14 protein-coding genes are annotated in these 16796 nt (G+C 73.2%); 10 read left to right on the top strand and 4 right to left on the bottom strand.

The window, feature by feature from the left end:
* Window positions 1-10: 10 nt before the first annotated feature.
* From ACN28F_RS08930 to ACN28F_RS08920, 3 genes are all read right to left on the bottom strand, one after another.
* A complete protein-coding gene (locus tag ACN28F_RS08930; RefSeq protein ID WP_289207565.1) occupies window positions 11-838 on the bottom strand; it encodes an ABC transporter permease subunit in 828 nt (275 codons plus the stop codon).
* Window positions 835-1746 (bottom strand): ABC transporter ATP-binding protein, encoded by a 912-nt coding sequence (locus tag ACN28F_RS08925; RefSeq protein WP_421357448.1) that lies wholly within the window; start codon window positions 1744-1746, stop codon window positions 835-837. Before ACN28F_RS08925 ends, ACN28F_RS08930 begins: the two co-directional genes overlap by 4 nt.
* An 81-nt stretch (window positions 1747-1827) precedes the next feature.
* Window positions 1828-2565, bottom strand: a complete 738-nt coding sequence (locus ACN28F_RS08920; protein ID WP_421357447.1) for a hypothetical protein — start codon at window positions 2563-2565, stop codon at window positions 1828-1830.
* 112 nt (window positions 2566-2677) lie between these two features.
* Between ACN28F_RS08920 and ACN28F_RS08915 the strand changes: the two genes are divergently transcribed.
* The 10 genes from ACN28F_RS08915 (at window position 2678) to ACN28F_RS08870 (ending at window position 15095) form a co-directional block, all read left to right on the top strand.
* Complete coding sequence (locus tag ACN28F_RS08915) at window positions 2678-3484, top strand: GNAT family N-acetyltransferase (RefSeq protein WP_421361323.1); 807 nt, start codon at window positions 2678-2680, stop codon at window positions 3482-3484.
* Window positions 3481-4395 (top strand): lysophospholipid acyltransferase family protein, encoded by a 915-nt coding sequence (locus tag ACN28F_RS08910; RefSeq protein ID WP_421357446.1) that lies wholly within the window; start codon window positions 3481-3483, stop codon window positions 4393-4395. The genes ACN28F_RS08915 and ACN28F_RS08910 overlap by 4 nt, the downstream gene beginning before the upstream one ends.
* 97 nt (window positions 4396-4492) lie before the next feature.
* Window positions 4493-5194, top strand: a complete 702-nt coding sequence (locus ACN28F_RS08905; RefSeq protein WP_421357445.1) for a response regulator transcription factor — start codon at window positions 4493-4495, stop codon at window positions 5192-5194.
* Window positions 5195-5208: 14 nt separating this feature from the next.
* Complete coding sequence (locus tag ACN28F_RS08900; RefSeq protein ID WP_289211087.1) at window positions 5209-6792, top strand: sensor histidine kinase; 1584 nt, start codon at window positions 5209-5211, stop codon at window positions 6790-6792.
* A gap of 62 nt (window positions 6793-6854) precedes the next feature.
* Complete coding sequence (locus tag ACN28F_RS08895; protein WP_421357444.1) at window positions 6855-8402, top strand: trypsin-like peptidase domain-containing protein; 1548 nt, start codon at window positions 6855-6857, stop codon at window positions 8400-8402.
* 164 nt (window positions 8403-8566) lie between these two features.
* Window positions 8567-9022 (top strand): SRPBCC family protein, encoded by a 456-nt coding sequence (locus ACN28F_RS08890; protein ID WP_289207559.1) that lies wholly within the window; start codon window positions 8567-8569, stop codon window positions 9020-9022.
* Window positions 9023-9146: 124 nt separating this feature from the next.
* The gene (locus tag ACN28F_RS08885) at window positions 9147-12644 is read left to right on the top strand and encodes a cyclic nucleotide-binding protein (protein WP_421357443.1); all 3498 of its coding nucleotides are present in this window, start codon (window positions 9147-9149) and stop codon (window positions 12642-12644) included.
* A gap of 73 nt (window positions 12645-12717) precedes the next feature.
* The gene (locus tag ACN28F_RS08880) at window positions 12718-12873 is read left to right on the top strand and encodes a hypothetical protein (protein ID WP_233606460.1); all 156 of its coding nucleotides are present in this window, start codon (window positions 12718-12720) and stop codon (window positions 12871-12873) included.
* Window positions 12873-13688, top strand: coding sequence for an Os1348 family NHLP clan protein (locus ACN28F_RS08875; RefSeq protein WP_289207557.1), 816 nt, complete (start codon window positions 12873-12875; stop codon window positions 13686-13688). Before ACN28F_RS08880 ends, ACN28F_RS08875 begins: the two co-directional genes overlap by 1 nt.
* 93 nt (window positions 13689-13781) lie before the next feature.
* Window positions 13782-15095, top strand: coding sequence for an ABC transporter ATP-binding protein (locus ACN28F_RS08870; RefSeq protein WP_421357442.1), 1314 nt, complete (start codon window positions 13782-13784; stop codon window positions 15093-15095).
* 132 nt (window positions 15096-15227) lie between these two features.
* Here ACN28F_RS08870 and ACN28F_RS08865 read toward each other — a convergent pair whose 3' ends face one another.
* Window positions 15228-16742 (bottom strand): serine/threonine-protein kinase, encoded by a 1515-nt coding sequence (locus ACN28F_RS08865; RefSeq protein WP_289207555.1) that lies wholly within the window; start codon window positions 16740-16742, stop codon window positions 15228-15230.
* Window positions 16743-16796: the final 54 nt, after the last annotated feature.

The following is a 16796-nucleotide window of genomic DNA, read 5'->3' as shown; positions in this document are numbered from 1 at the left end:
CCCGGCCGGATCAGGAGATGTCGCGCCGCCGGGTGATCATTGTGCCGACGATGCCGGTCAACAGCGCGTAACCGATCAATATCAGCGCGCCCGCCCAACGGGGCGGGCTGCCGGGCAGGTCGGTCCCGGCGACCATCAACTGCGAGGCCAGCGACGGCACCAGCAGCTGCAGGTCGTTGATCCAGTCGCCGAACCGGGCGGCGAGGGTGGTCAGGATGATCGCCGCGCCCAGGTAGCCGCCCAGGTAGAGCAGGATCGCCGAGACCGTGGCACCGAGCTGGCTGCGGATCAGCACCCCGAACCCGACCCCGAAGTTGGCCCACAGCAGGTACGCCAGCGCGTTCAGCCCGACCGCCTCCCAGACGGTGCCGGTGCCCAGTTGCGTGCCCACGTCGAGGACGTTGAGCAGCAGCGCGCCGACGATCAGGTTCATCACCGTGGTGACCAGCCAGAACAGCAGCCCGAGCAGGGACGCGGCGGCCAGCTTCGCCAGGATCACCTCGGTACGGCGTGGGCTGGTCAGGAAGGTGGTCGTCGCGGTCTGGTGGAAGTACTCGTTGGTCACCACGATCACGCCGAGCAGCATCACGATCAACAGCCCGAAGAACTGACCGTTGGTGTAGAGGTTGGCGGCCAGCACCGGCCCGTCGCTGACCGCCTCCAGGACCTCGGCGTTGTCGCCGGTCACCTGCGCGCGGTTGGCCGGGTCGGCGAGGATGGTCGTCTGCACGTAGTTGACCAGCAGGGTCAGCCCCCACAGCGGCAGCGAGATCAGGCCGAAGATCCACCAGGTGCTGGTGGTGCCGATCTTCAGTAGCTCACTCCGTACCAGGTTCATCGGATGGCCGCCTTCGCGCTGGTCAGTTCCAGGAAGACCCGCTCCAGGTCGGGCCGTTCGGTAGTCAGCTCGTGCAACTCCACGCCCTCGGCCAGCGCGGTACGCCCGACAGTCGGCGCGTCCACCCCGGTGACCAGCAGCGCGCCGTCCGGCGTCGGCGTCACCGTGGCGCTGGCCTTGGTCAGTGCCGGGGTCAACCGGTCGGCGTGCGGGGTACGGACCCGGACGGCCGCCGCACCGGACATCGACGCCATCACCTCGGCGACCGGGCCGTGCCGGACCAGCCGACCGGCGGCGATGATCACCACGTCGTCGGCGAGCAGCTGCATCTCGGCCAGCAGGTGACTGGAGACCAGCACCGTACGACCCTGTGCCGCGAACGACTTGAGCAGATCGCGCATCCACCGGATGCCCTCCGGGTCGAGCCCGTTGGCCGGCTCGTCGAGGATCAGCACCTTCGGGTCGCCGAGCATCGCCGCGGCGATGCCCAACCGCTGGCGCATCCCTAGGGAATAGCCTTTGAACTTGCGCTTGGCCGCCGGCTCCAGCCCGACCATCGCCAGGGTCTGCGCGGCCCGCTCGCGGGGCAGCCCGGCCGCCGCACAGATGACCCGCAGGTGGTTGATCCCGGTCCGGCCCTTGTGCGCGCTGGAGGCCTCCAGCACGGCACCGACGTGGCGCAGCGGCTCCGACAGGTCGGCGTAGCGCTGACCGTCGATCGTCGCTGTACCGCTGGTCGCGGTGACCAGGTTGAGCAGCATCCGCAGCGTGGTCGTCTTACCCGCGCCGTTGGGTCCGAGGAATCCGGTCACCCGACCGGGCTCCACGGTGAACGACAGGTTGTCGACCGCCCGCACGTTGCGGTACTGCTTTGTCAGCCCGGAGACGACGATGCGTCCGTCCGACATCTGGCTCCTTCCATCGTGATGCCGCCCGGACACCCCGGTCCGGGTCGGCGTCGCTCTGCGTCACGGCTGCGCCGGGTCAGGTCAAACCGGCTCGCCCACCCCGCCGGCCGCCACCGCGATCCAGGTCGCCTGCGCCGCCGCGAGCAGTCGACCCGCCGGGTCGTACAGCGCAGTGCGGACCTCGGCCTTGCGCCCGCTGGTCGTGACCAGTTCGCCGACCACGACGCACCGCGCGCCGGCGTCGGGCAGCGCGGCCACCGTCGCGCTCATCCGCCCCAGCAGGTACGGCCGACCCGGCGCGAGCACCGTCCAGCCACCGGGGCAGTCCAGTGCCGCCCACACCGTCGGCACCGTACGGTCGGCCGGCACGACGAACGGCGCGGCGGTGCGGCCGGGACCGGTCGGGCCGGGGAAGATCCGCAGCCCGTCGGCGTGCTGCGGGCCGCAGACGTAGCAGCTGGGGAACGGGTGCGCGACGAAACCGGGGTACGCCGTACTCGACGCCTCGGCGGCGGTGAGGTCGACCGGCGGCGGCAGCGGCCCGGTCGACGGGTCGGATCCGACCACGGGTTCGGCCTCGGCGACGAGCACCGCGCCGGCTGGTGGACCGGCGGTCACCCGCACCGCACCGGTGGTCGCGTCGGCGTCGACCCGCAACTCGGTCTGCAGCGGTGGCGGCCGGCGCAACGTCACCCGGACGGCGCGGTCGGCGACCACCGTCGCCGGGTCGGCACCCAGCACCACCTGCGCCACCAGCCCGGCGGCGTACCCGCCGTTGGCCGAGTCGGGCGGCCCGTTGAACCGGGCAGGGACGATCACCGGCCCATCCTCGCAGCCGGCCGCCACCGGCGTTCACCGGATCGACACCGCTGCCATCCGCTGGCGACACGCCGCCGGTTCCGGCACCCCTTACACAGATCTCATGGCACTGTTGTCGACTGCCACCGCACCCGTCGCCACCAGCGAATACACCGTTTCCCTCGCCGAGGACGCCGAACAGGTCGCCGCCGCGCAACGACTGCGGCACCAGGTGTTCACCGCCGAGTTCGGTGCCGGGTCGGTCGGCACGCACCCCGACCGTGACGTCGACGAGTTCGACGACCACTGCGACCACCTCGTCGTGCGGCACATCCGTACCGGGGCGGTGGTCGGCACGTACCGGCTGCTGCCGCCGGACCGGGCCCGGCTACTCGGCCGCCGCTACGCCGACGCCGAGTTCGACACCCGGCCGCTGCGGCTGCTCGACGACCATCTGGTCGAGGCCGGCCGGTCCTGCGTACACCCCGACCACCGGGGTGGCGCGGTGATCAACCTGATCTGGTCCGGGATCGCCCGCTACCTGCGGTCGCGCAACCTGCGCTGGCTGGGTGGCTGCGCCTCGGTGCCGCTGGCCGACGGCGGCCTGGCCGCGCACGCCGCCTGGCGGGAGGTCCGCGGTGCCCATCTCAGCCCGCCGTTGCTGCGGGTACGGCCGCGCCGACCGTGGCTCGCCGAAACCGAACCCGCGACGGTACGGGTGACGGCCCCGGCGGGTGCCGCGGCGGCGCTTGCGCCGGTGCCGGCCCGGGGACCCCGTACCGTCATGCCGCCGCTGCTGCGCGGCTACCTGCGTCTGGGTGCCTGGGTCTGCGGCGAACCGGCCCACGACCCGGTGTTCGGCGTCGCCGACCTGTACGTGCTGCTGTCGCTGGACCGGATGGACCCCCGCTACCTGCGGCACTTCCTGGAGTCACGGTGAGCGGCCCGGGCACGTTCTGGCGGCCCCGTTCCGGTTGTGGCCACGGCTGCCTGCCACCGCCGCGCTCCGTACCCGCCGCCGGTGTGCCCCGTCGGGCCGTCCGGCTGGCCGGGGTCCTCGCCATGCTCGCCGTCGGCGGTGCCCTGCTGCTCTGGCTGCCGGTGTCGCCCCGACGGTGGCGGCCGACCGTCGGCAACTGGTGGGCGCGCGGCCTGCTGCGGGCGCTCGGCGTGCGGCTGCGGCTGGTCGGCGCCCGACCCCGTACGGCGGCGCTGCTGGCCGTCAACCACGTCTCCTGGCTGGACACCCTGGCAATCCTCGCGGTGTCCCCGGCCCGGATGCTGGCCAAGGTCGAGGTCCGGCGGTGGCCGGTCGTCGGCGCGCTGGCCCGCGCCGGTGGGACCATCTTCATCGACCGGGAGCGCCCCCGGACCCTGCCGGACACCGTCGCCGCCGTTGGTGCCGTACTGCGCTGCGGCGGGCAGGTCGCGGTCTTCCCACAGGCCACCACGACCTGCGGGACCACCGGTCTGACCTTGGCTGGCGGCACCGCCTCGGGCGGCGGCAGGTGCAGTGCCGGTACGGCGTCGGTGATGCCGTTCCGGCCGGCGCTGTTCCAGGCGGCGCTCGACGCCGGGGTGCCGGTGGTGCCGGTCGGGTTGACGTACCACCTGGTCGGTGCGGCCGGGCCGGCCGCCGATGACCCGGTGCCGACCAGCGTGGCGGCGTTCATCGGCGACGAGGCGCTGTGGCCGTCGGTCCGGCGGGTGCTGGGACTGCGCGGTCTGGCCGTCACCGTCGAGGTGGCCGCGCCGGTGCCGCCGCAGTGGGCACCGCACCGGCGTACCCTTGCCCGGTTGTCCGACCGCGTCGGCCGCCCGGACCGCGCGGACCTGGACCTGGTCGGCTGACGCGGCGTGGACCTGCCGGCGCGGCGCCGAGCTGGTTCACAGCTGATTGTCAGCCGTCCTGCAGGCCAGATCCAGGCCGGTCGGGGATGATGCGCTCATGAGCGCACCGCAGACCGAGGCGAGACTGCTCGTCGTCGAGGACGACCCGAACATCCTCGAGCTGCTCTCCGCCAGCCTGCGCTTCGCCGGGTTCGACGTCACCACGGCGACCAGCGGCAGCGCGGCGCTCAACGCCGCCCGCGAGCGGCGGCCCGACCTGGTGGTGCTCGACGTGATGCTGCCCGACCTGGACGGCTTCGAGGTCATCCGGATGATGCGCGAGGCCGGTACGCGGACCCCGGTGGTCTTCCTCACCGCCCGCGACGCCACCGACGACAAGATCCGTGGGCTGACCCTGGGCGGCGACGACTACGTCACCAAGCCGTTCTCCCTGGAGGAGCTGACCGCCCGGATCCGGGCGGTGCTGCGGCGCACCAGCAGCGGCAACCAGGCGACCTCCCGGCTGACCTTCGCCGACCTGGAGCTCGACGAGGAGACCCACGAGGTGCACCGGGCCGGCAACCGGGTGCAGTTGTCGCCGACCGAGTTCAAGCTGCTGCGGTACCTGATGCTCAACGCCAACCGGGTGCTGTCCAAGGCGCAGATCCTCGACCACGTGTGGAACTACGACTTCCGGGGCGACGACAACATCGTCGAGTCGTACATCTCGTATCTGCGCCGCAAGGTCGACAACACCCAGCCACGGCTGATCCACACGCTGCGCGGCGTCGGCTACGTCCTGCGTAAACCGGCGGCGTGAAACCGCCGCCGCCGATGATGGGCTGGCTGCGCGGCGTACCGCTGCGGGTCAAGCTGGTCGCGGCCGTGCTCAGCCTGGTCTTCACGGCGCTGCTGGTGATCAGCGTCAGCACTGCGGTGTTCCTGCGCAGCCACCTCATCGACCAGATCGACGCGGATCTGCGCGACTACGTGACGAAACTGCGCGCCGACATCGGCAACGCGCAGGACCTGCTGCAGGATCTGCCGTACTGGCAGCAGCCGGAGACGCTCAAGGTCCAGCCGCCGAGCGACTACCTGGTCATCGTGACCGACAGTGACGGTCTGGCCAGTAGCCCGTGGTACGACGTCGACCGGCTGGACCGCAGCGACCTGCCGCGCTGGCCCGCCGACCTGGCCGGCTTCGAACAGCTGCGGGGCGATCCGTTCACCGCGCACGCCCGCGACGGCTCGCCCCGGTGGCGGATGCTGTACGCGTCGCTGCCGACCGGCCAGGTCATCGCCGTCGGGCAGTCGCTGGCCGACGTGGACAAGGCCGTCGGCCGGCTGGTCTGGATCGACACCATGGTCGGGTGCGGGGTGCTGGTGCTGCTGGCGCTGGCCGGCGCGGCGATCGTGCGGACCAACCTGAAACCGTTGGTGGAGATCGAGCAGACCGCGTCGGCGATCGCGGCCGGGGATCTGACCCGGCGGGTGCCCGATCCGGAGCCGGGGGCGCAGGTGCCGCAGACCGAGCTGGGTCGGCTGTCACGCACCCTCAACGCCATGCTGACCCAGATCGAGGCGGCGTTCACCGCACGGGCCAACTCCGAGTGGGCGGCCCGGATGGCCGAGTCGGCCGCGCGGGAGGCGGCGGTGGCCGCGCAGTACTCCGAGGCCCGGGCGCGCCGGTCGGAGGAACGGATGCGGCAGTTCGTCGCCGACGCCTCGCACGAGCTGCGGACCCCGTTGACCACCATCCGCGGCTTCGCCGAGCTGTACCGGCAGGGCGCGGCGGCCGCCTCGCCGCAGGACGCGGCCCGGCTGGTCCGCCGGATCGAGGACGAGGCCGCCCGGATGGGCCTGCTCGTCGAGGATCTGCTGCTGCTGGCCCGGCTGGACCGGGAACGGCCACTCGACCTGGCCCCGGTCGAGCTGTCCGTGCTGGCCAGCGACGCCGTCCAGGCCGCGCGGGTGGTGGACCCGCAGCGCCGGGTCGAGCTCGACATCGGGCCGGGAGCCGGCACGCTGGTGGTCTTCGGCGACGACGCCCGGCTGCGGCAGGTGATCGGCAATCTGATGGCCAACGCGATCAACCACACCCCGGCCGACGCCACGGTCACCCTGCGGCTGCGGGCCGAGGAGCCCGGCTTCGCCACCGTCGAGGTGGCCGACGACGGTCCCGGGCTCACCCCGGAGCAGTCCGAGCGGGTGTTCGAGCGGTTCTACCGGGCCGACGCCGCCCGGACCCGTAGCGCGGAGCGGCCGTCCGGCACCGGCCTCGGGCTGGCGATCGTGGCCGCCCTGGTGGCCGCGCATTCCGGCACCGTCGAGGTGGAGAGCACGCCGGGCGAAGGGGCCACCTTCCGGGTACGGCTACCGTTGGCGACCGGAGGACTGATCGACGATGACGAATCATGACTCTCAGCAAAGGCTCAGCGGGAAAACAGGTGGAGCAAAGAGCCGAGGGGCAAGCTGAACCTATGAGCGAGCACGAGACCACGCCGCCGGCGGAGCCGTCGGACAAGGCTCAACCGCCGGCCAGCCCCTGGCAGGCCCCCGCCGCCGGGCAGCCCGGTAGCACCGCCGCCGGCGCTACCGCCGGTGCCGCAGCGGGTGCCGCCGAGCGGCAGTCCAGCGACTGGACGCCCACCAACCAGCCGTACGCCGGCCAGCAGGCCCCACCGGCCGACGCCGTCGCCGACCACCCGGTCACCGCCCCGCCGGCCGCCGGACCGTCGTCGCCCGCCGGGCAGGCGCCGGCCGCCGGGCAGGCGACGCCGTCGGCCGGCCGACCACCGGCCGCCGGGCCCTACGCCCCCGGGTACGCCCAGGTCATCTACGGGCAGCAGTGGAACCAGAGCCACCCGTACGCCGGCCACGGCTACGGACAGGCAGGGCACACCATCTGGACACCACCGCCCGGCGCAGCCGCGCAGGCCGCCGCCGACGGCCGACGGCCCCGCCGGATCGGTCGGATCGTCGCCGGCGCGGCGGTCGTCCTCGCGTTGATGCTCGGCTCCGGCGTCGTCGGTGGGGCAGTGGTCGCGGCCTTCGACGGCAGCTCGTCGTCGCCGACGGTCCGCACCAGTGGCAGCGGCGAAGCGGCACCGGTGGTCGACCGGTCGTCGCTCGCCGAGATCGCCGACGCGGTCCAGGACAGCGTCGTGTCGATCTCCACCGGGTCGGGCGAAGGCTCGGGCGTGGTGCTGAACACCGAGGGTTTCATCCTCACCAACAACCACGTCGTCGAGTCCGCCCAGGGCGGGGCGGTCGAGGTCTACTTCGCCGACGGCAGCTCCACGCAGGGTCGGGTGATCGGCACCGACGCCCGGACCGATCTGGCGGTGATCCAGGTCGAGGAGACCGAGGGGCTGTCTCCGGCGACGTTCGGCGACAGCAGCAGCATGCGGGTCGGTGACACGGTGCTCGCCCTGGGCAGCCCGCTCGGCCTGCAGGGTTCGGTGACCGCCGGCATCATCAGCGCGCAGGACCGCACCATCCAGGTCGGTGGCAGCCAGCAGCAGAACCCGTTCGGCGGTGGCGGCGGCCAGGTCACCTCGATGTCCGGACTGTTGCAGACCGACGCCCCGATCAACCCGGGCAACTCCGGCGGCGCACTGGTCAACACCAACGGCGAGGTGATCGGCATCAACACCGCGATCGCCACCTCCGGCCAGGGCGAGGGCAACATCGGCGTCGGCTTCGCGATCCCCAGCAACAAGGCCAAGGACGTCGCCGAGGCGCTGATGGCCGGCGAAGAGATCAGCCACCCGTACCTCGGGGTGAACGTGACCGTCGCCGACGGCGGCGGCGCGATGATCGCGGCGGTCGAGGAGGGCAGCCCGGCGGACCGTGCCGGCATCGCCCAGGGCGACGTGGTCACCAGGGTCGGCGACACGATCGTCAACGACGCCGACGACCTGGTCTCGGCGGTGCAGGCCGGCGCGGTCGGCGACCAGATCGAGATCACCTACCAGCGTGACGGCGAGGAGCAGACCGTGACGGCGACCCTGGCCGAGGCGCCGTGACACCTGTCGGGCGTTGACCCGCGCCGGCGCACCGACACCGGCCCGGCGCGGGGCACCGACGACATCGAACTTGCCTCCCCAGAAGAAGCGGCGGGCGGCGTGACCAAGGGGGTTGGTCACGTCGCCCGCCGCTTCGTTTCGTCCGCTGGCTACCATCCATGTCGATGCGTACCGAGACCTTCACCGACCGGTTCGTGGTCGCGGCGGCCGCCGGCCGGGTCCACGCTCACCTGGCCGAGCCGACCAACCACATCGGGTTGTCCCCGTTGATCGTCGCGGTCCGCGACATCACGGCCGGGACCGACGACGCCGGGCGCGCGGTCCTGAGCTTCGTCGCGGTGGAGCGCTTCCGCATCGTCGGTCCACTGCGCTACGACAACATTCTTCACGTACGTCAGACCGTCACCGAGCCGGGCCGTCAGCTGGTGATGGAGGTCCGCAGCCCGGCCCGGGTGTCGGTCCGCTTCGTGTTCGACGTCGAGCCGGCCGACGCCGGATCCGTCGTAAACGTGACAGTGAGTCTCCGGATGCCCACTCTGCTGCGATCCTATGTGGTGCGGACGGCCAAGCGGGTGCAGATGTTCCGGGCGCGGGCATTGACCGAAAGGATGAGTCGCTGACCCCGCGTAGTCGATCGACGAGACTTTTTCCGCAGGACATGCTGTCCCACAGCGGTCCAGTAGTCGCGCATGGCCGGCCGGGCGGGCTAGCCTGCAGCCGCGAAGACCCGCGGAGGAGCAGGCAGTGACGGTCGTCGAGACCCGGATGAGCGTGTGGGAGGCCCTGGCCGGTCGGGCGCCGGGCCAGCCGGTCGCCCCCGCCGACGCCGGCCTGTGGGCCGCCGTCGTCGAACGGCTCAACCCGGCTCGCGCCAGGCCCGTGCTGCGCACCGGCATCGAGTACGTCGAACTCGTCTCGGTCCGGGGCATGCCGTACGTGATGCTCCGCTCGCCCGACGGCGGCGGCGGTGCCTGCTACCTGCGGCTCACCCCGCACGAGTGGCAGCTGGCCCAGCTGATGGACGGCACCCGTACGGTAGCCCGACTGGTCGCCGAGTTCGCCCGCATCGCCGGCCGGCTCGCCCCCGACCAGGTCACCCGGGTCGTCGCCGACCTGGCCGGCAACCGGATGCTCGCCGAGCTGCCGGTGGACGCGTTCCGCCCGCTGGACCGGGTGCACCGTCGCCCCTGGCCGCTGCGGCTGGGCCGGACCCTGCTGGCCGTCGCGCGGGGCCGACGTACCGTGCTGGCCGACGTCGACCCGCTGATCGGTGCCCTCTACCGGGGCGGCGGCCGGTTTCTGTTCACCCGCGTCGCGGCGGGCGTGCTCGCGGTCGTCGCGCTCGCCGGGTTCCTCGCCTTCTGCTGGACCTGGTGGCGCGGCGAGCAGGCGGTGTTCCTCACCAACGGCTCGTACGTGGCCGGCGCGGCGGTGCTGCTCGGGCTCAACGTCGTCGCCCTCGCCTGCCACGAACTCGGCCACGCGCTGGCCACCAGACACGCCGGCCGGCGGGTGCCCGCCGCCGGTTTCCTGATCTACTTCGGCATCCCGTCGGTCTTCGTCGACACCACCGACGTGTGGATGGCCGGCCGCCGGTCCCGGCTGATCACCACCGCCGCCGGCCCGGCCGCCGGGCTCGTCCTGGCCGGCGTCGCCGGACTCGTCGGCGTCCTGTTCCCCGCCGCCGCGCCGTGGACGTTCAAACTCGCCTTCGCCTGGTACCTCAACGCCCTGTTCAACCTCAACCCGTTCCTCGCCCTCGACGGCTACTACCTGCTGATGGACTGGTTGGAGATCCCCAACCTGCGGGCCCGGGGGCTGGCGTACGTCATCGGGCGGCTGCGCCGCCGTGGCCCGCGTTGGGCGACGCTGGACCGGGAAGGCCGACTGGTCGCCCTGTACGGCATGCTCGCCGTGCTCTGGCTGGTCATCGCGGTCAACCTGTTCTGGCGGATCTGGACCGACCGGGTCGCCGGCCTGGTCCTCGGGCTGTGGCGCTCCGGTTGGCCGGCCCGGCTGCTGCTGGCGGCGGTGCTCGCCGGGCTGGCCGCCCCACTGGTCTACCTGGCGTTCGGCGGGCTGGCCCGGCTCGGACGGCGGCTGCGGCGCGCACTCGCGCAGCGACGGCAGACAGCGGACCTGCCGCGCCGGCTGGACGCACTGCGCACCAGCGCCCTGCGGACCCTGTCACCGAGCGCGCTGAACCGGCTGGCCGCGCAGGCCCGCTGGGTGCATCCGCGCACCGGTGAGCAACTGGTCGTCGCCGGTGCCGCCCAGCCCGCCGTGTTCGTCGTCGTCGACGGCGCGGTGGAGGGCCGCGCGCCGGGCGACCCGGCCGGCACCGTACGGCAACGACTCGGCCCCGGTGGGCTGGTCGGCCTGGCCGGCGCGCTCACCGGCACCCCAGCCACGCTCACCTGGCACACCGCCGGCACCACGCTGCTCGCGGTGCCGTCGTCGGCGGTCGCCACCGTCGTCGGCCCACTGCCGGGGCCGCCGCCAGCCGACCGGGCCGCCGCCGAGGCGCTGCTCGCCGAGACACCCGCGCTGGCCGACCTGACCATGGAGGACCGGCTCGGCCTGGTGTCCCGGGCCCGGCCGGTGTCGCTGCCGCCCGGCGCGCCGGTGCGGCTGTCCGGCCCGTACGACGCGGTGGTCCTCGAATCGGGCGTGATCGCCCTGATGGACGGCACCGAGCTGCGGCGCGGCACGATGATCGGTCCGGTCGGCGCCGAACCACCGGACGTGGTCGCGACGACCCGCACACCGGCGCGGCTGTGGCAGCTGCCGGCGGTCGCCGGGCTGCCGCTGCTGCTCGGCGCCGCACCCGACGAGGTGGCGGCAAGCGGCGCGGCGGCGGTCCGGGGCGGCGCCCCGGCCAGCGGGGCCCACCCGCCGGCCGACTACCCGCCACTGGCCGCACCGCCGGGGCCGCCGCCGACCACCGTCGACGACCGGATCGACCGTCGGTTCGAACGCCGCCTCTGGTGGCTGGTCCTGCTCCTGCTGCTGTTCGCGTTGCTGATCACCGGCGGCAACCTGGTCCCCGGCCCGGCGTGGGCGGAGATGCCGGCCGACCGGGCGTTGCTGCGCGCCGAGCGGGGCACCGTCGAGGTGCACACCGTGACCGGCCGGGTCGTCACGTTGCGCGACGGTGCGGCCACGTACGTCGCCGCCGGCGACCGCGTCGAGGTCGAGTCGCGGTCCGCCGGGGAGCTGGTCTTCCGGGGCGGCGCGGCCAGCGTGCTGTGCGCGGGGTCGCAGGCACAGATCGGTACGTTGGTCAGCAGCGGGACCCAACCGGTCGCGCCCAGCGGGGAACTCACCCTGGACCGGGGCCGGATCCTCGCGGACACCGCCAGCACCTCCGGGGCCTTCCGACCGCTGGCGCTGACCATCGACAGCGGCGGCACGATCGTGGCCAACCGGGGCGAGGCCTGGTTCGCGGTGAACGCCGGCACCGTCCGTACCTCGGCCGGCGAGGTCCGCCGTGACGGCGTCCGGCAGCGGGCCACCGGTGAGGAGCTGGGCTGCGGCGACGGCCCCCCGATCGACCCACCCGGCGGTACCCCGAGCGCCCCGGTGCCCGGCGGCAGTACGACACCGGAGGCACCGACGGTGCAGAGCCCGTCGCCGGATCTCTCCGCCACCAGCCAGCCGGTACCGACCCCGGCGCCGAGCCCGACCGTCAGTCAGCTTCCGGTGCCCGGTCTGACGCCGACGGCCAGCCCGACGCCCCGCCCGTCGACGCCGGCTCCGCCGCCCACCACGGGCCCGCCGTCCAGCCCGCCGCCGACGTCGGCACCGCCGTCCACCAGCCCGCCACCGTCCAGCCCACCGCCCTCGTCGCCACCGCCGACTACGCCGCCACCGCCGTCACTCGAGATCGCCTGGGTCAACCAGCCGCGCGGGGAGATCGGACAGGCGGCCGATGGTAATCCCTGCGGAGGGCCGAACTCGACCATCGCGTTCGCCGCCGTGCGGGTGTCCGGCCAGGTCGAAGGGGTTTCTGTCGCGCTGTCGTGGACCGGCTTCGTGTCCGGGGGCACGCCCATGCAGCGGGACGGGGACACGTACTACGGTGAGGTCGGCCCGTTCCGGTACTCCGGCAAGCCGAACGAGGGTGGGCCCCTCGACATCGAGGCGGTGGCGACTGACCAGAGCGGGCGTAGGGCGACACTGTCTGCAACAGTCACCGTCGCCGGCTGCTCGGCGACGGCGGCTTCGACGAACCTCAGCTGAGTGGAGATGACAGGTGCTGTGTTGGTTCTGCCCGAAGCCGGCGCGGGGCGGCTGCCGGTTCTGCGGCCGTGGCGTGTGTGAGGACCACGCCCGCTTCGGCCCGTACCTGCTGGAGGTGCACCGCTCCGAACGCCGGGGCCGGGCTGAGGGCCTGGTGGTGGAGGACGCGTTGCAGTGCGGCACCTGCCGGCCCCGGCCGCAGCCCGTACCCATGCCGGAGCTGGACTGATGAGTGATTTCGACACCGTGCTCGAACGGCTGCTCACCGACGCCGGGTTCGCGGCCCGGCTCGCCGCCGACCCGGTCGGCGCGCTCGCCGGCTACCAGCTGACCGCCGACGAACGTGAGCTGCTGGCGACCCAGGCCGGTGACGCCGCGCCCGGCGCGACGGCGGCGGTGGAGACCCGGGCCAACCAGTCCAGCGCCTTCGGCCTTTTCAGCCCGCTCACCGGCATGCTGGACGGCTTCGGCGACATCGGGTCGGCGGTGAGCGGGTTCGGCGGGGCACAACCACCGGCGAGCGGGTTCGGCGCGGCGGACCCGGCGGTCAGCGGCCTCGGCCCGGCACCGGCGGTGCCCTCCGCTGAGTTCGGCGCGGCCCCCGTGGAGCCCGCCGGGTTCGGGTCGGCGCCGGTCGAGCCGGTCGAGCCGGCGGTCCCGGAGGGCTACCGGACCCGGGTCGACGTCGACGGTGACGGCGAATGGGACCAGCACCTGGTGCGGGGCCGGGCCGACGGCGGGGTGGACATCCTCGTCGACCACGACGGCGACGGCCGGGTCGACTTCGTCGGCCGCGACGACGACGCCGACGGCCTGGTGGAGTCGGCTGCCTACGACGTCGACGGTGACGGCCACTTCGAGACAGTCGCCTACGACGACGACGGTGACGGCTGGCTCGACCGCAGCGTCACTCAGCAGCCACCCTCGGCGCAGCCGGCACCGTCGACACCGACCCCGCCCGCCGCTGTCGGCCCGCCGGCCACTCCGCCGGTCGGCGGCGGGCTGCTCGGCGACAACCTGCGGTTGCCGGAGGAACTACGCTGACGTTACCGCTCGCCGGTGCTGTCCGTCCGTCTGCCGACAGGGACTGGCGCCGATGCCTGCCTGCCCTGACGATAGGGGCAGGAGGTGATCGCCGTGGTCGCCATCGCCGCCGACCGGTTGACGAAGGTCTTCGATGACGGCACCGTGGCCGTCGACGGGGTCAGCTTCGCGATCGAGCCGGGCCAGTTCATGGTGCTGCTCGGCCCGACCGGCTGTGGCAAGTCGACGATCCTTCGGCTGGTGGCCGGGCTGGAGACGCCGACCTCCGGGCACGTGCTGATCGACGGCGAGATCGCCGACCACTGGTCGGCGCAGCGCCGCCAGGTCGCCATGGTCTTCCAGGACTACGCGCTGTACCCGCACCTGACCGTCGCGCAGAACATCGTCTTTCCGCTACGGATGGGGCACGGGTCGGTGAGTGAGCAGCGGATCCGCGCGGTCGCCGCCGAGCTGGGCATCGCCGAGCAGTTGCACCGCTCGCCCACCGTACTGTCCGGTGGGCAGCGGCAGCGGGTCGCGATGGCGCGGGCGATCATCCGCGAGCCGAAGGCGTTCCTGCTCGACGAGCCGTTGTCCAACCTGGATGTCGGGCTGCGGGCGCAGTTGCGGGCGGACGTGACCGGGCTGGCCCGTCGGCACGGGGTCACCACCGTCTACGTGACACACGACCAGACCGAGGCATTGAGCATGGCCGACCAGTTGGCGGTGCTGCGCCGAGGCCGGCTGCAACAGGCCGGGCCGCCAGCCCAGGTGTACGGCGATCCGGTGAACCTGTTCGTCGCCGCGTTCCTCGGCACGCCACGGACCAGCCTGCTGCAGGGTGCGGTGTACGCCGAGCCGGACCGGATCGTCGTCGACCTCGGCGGGCAGACCCTGGACCTGCCGGTGGACGACCCCCGGGTGGCGGGCCTCGCGGCGCACCACACCGAACGGGTGGTGGTGGCGTTGCGCGCCGACGCGGTGCGGCTGGTCGCGGCGGGGGACACTGCGACGCTGCGCGGTACCGTCCGGGCGGTCGAGAACCTGGGCCACGAGGCCCTGGTACGGGTGACGACCGGCGGGCTGCCCGGTGCCGCGGCGCAGTCGCAGCTGGACCTGCCCGACCCGGACGTACGCCTGGCGGAGCTGTTGGCCGAGGATCCGCCGCCCCGGCAGCTGCGCCAGACGATCGGCCGGATCATCCCGCAGCAGCGCCGTCGGGAGCCGCCCGCGACGGCTCGGACCGAGTACGGGTTCTACCCGGTGTACGAGCCGGACCCGGCCGGGCCGGACACCGACGACGGCGATCTGGTGGTCCGGGTGCCGATGCCGGCATCGGCCCGGCCGGGTGACTCCGTGACGGTCGCGGTCGACCTGGACCGGCTGCTGCTGTTCGACCACTCCGGTGACCGGATCCGGCTGAGCTGACCCGCCAGCGTCCCGTCCCGCTTGGTCCTGGGGCCGGTAATGCCGTAGAGCGGTATTCCTGGGTGTGGAATAATTATTCCTCATAGGAATACCGCCAGAACCGGTATCCCGGTGGCTGCCCGTCACGTTCAGTCAGGTCGCGCTGCCGGCGAGCTGGTCGAGGGCGGCGTCGAGGCGGTCGGCGAAGCCGAAGGTGATGGCCCCCTCGGTGGCGCGGATGGCGACCTTCGACCGCAGGAATTCGACTTCACGCCCGACGTCGGCCGTACCGTTGGCCAGGGAGACCCGCAGATTCTGGACCAGGTTCTGCAGGTCCAGCCCGGCGTCGCGGCGGATCGCGCCGTCGGCCAGTCCTTCGTCGATGAGCTGGCTCAGCTGCCCGATCGCCTCGTCGATCGTCGGTACGGTCGGTGGCGTCGTCGGTGTCGCACCGCTGTTGGCCGGGGCGGTGGGAGCACCGTCCGTCGGGTCCGCCGACGGCGCCGTCGCCGTGGCGGTCGCCTCGGCAGCCGGGCTGGCCGGCGGAACCGGGGATCCGGTCGGCGGGTGGCCGACAGCGGCCGGCGGCGTGCCGTCGGTGTCACCGGTGGTGCGGTACGGCAGCAGGTCCAGAGCCAGCAGCAGTATGGCTGTCGTGGCGAGGGCGGCGCCGACGCCCACGGCGATGCCGACGACGGCGGCCCGGCGGCCGCTGCGGCGCTCGGGGGTGGCCGCCGGGGATTTCCCGCTGTCGTCGGCGGGCCGACCGGCCGTCGCTGCGGGATCGTCCACTGTCGGCAGGGTCATCGTCGGGGCCAGCATCGTGGCCGCCTGCGGGTCGGCCGGGAGCAGCTGGTCGCGCAGCGCTGCGCCGATCTGGTGGGCGGTCGGCCGGCGCAGCGGATCCCGGGACAGACAGCGCAGACAGATGTCGACCACCGGTGCCGGCAGCCCGGTCACGGTCAGCGGCGGGATCTCCCCGGCCAGCGCCTGATTGAGGTCCTCCCAGGTGTCGGCGGGGTAGGGCACCCGTCCGCTCAGCGTCTCGTAGAGCAGGACGCCGAGGGAGTAGACGTCGGTGGCGGGCTGTGCGGGCCGTCCGTCCAGCCGTTCCGGTGCCACATAGGCGGGGGTACCGAAGGTCTCGCCCTCCTCGTCCTCGTCAGGGGCACCGACCTGGGTGGCGATGCCGAAATCGAGCACCTTGGCGCCGATCGCGGTCATCATGATGTTCGCCGGTGTGACGTCGCGGTGCACGATGCCGAGCCGGTGGGCGGCGGCGAGGGCCTCGGCGACCTGGGCGCAGATCTCCACCGCGGCCGGCCAGGGCAGCGGGCCGGCGGTCAGCCGGGCGTCCAGTTCCTCTCCGGAGAGGAGCTCCATCACGACGAACGCGGTGACGGTGCCGTCGGGTGCGACCGCCTCGCCGTAGTCGTGCACGGCGGTGACGTGCGGGTGGATCAGCTGGGCGGCCGAGCGGGCCTCCTCGCGGACCAGGCTGCGGAACCGGGCGTCGGCGGCGAGCGACGCGGCCAGCACCTTGATCGCGACGACCCGGTCGAGCACCTCGTCGCGGGCACGCCAGATGACGGACATGCCGCCGGCACCGATCCGGTCGATGAGGCGGTACCTGCGGGCAAGCAGTTCGCCCGCGTGCAGCGATGCCATCGTTTGTCGCACCTGCCTGATGGGGTGGAGGTCGTATCAGGCTGCGTGAATCGG

It is taken from the genome of Solwaraspora sp. WMMA2101 (assembly GCF_049179175.1).
GTDB lineage: Bacteria > Actinomycetota > Actinomycetes > Mycobacteriales > Micromonosporaceae > Micromonospora_E.
This window is presented reverse-complemented; position numbering and strand designations above follow the sequence as displayed.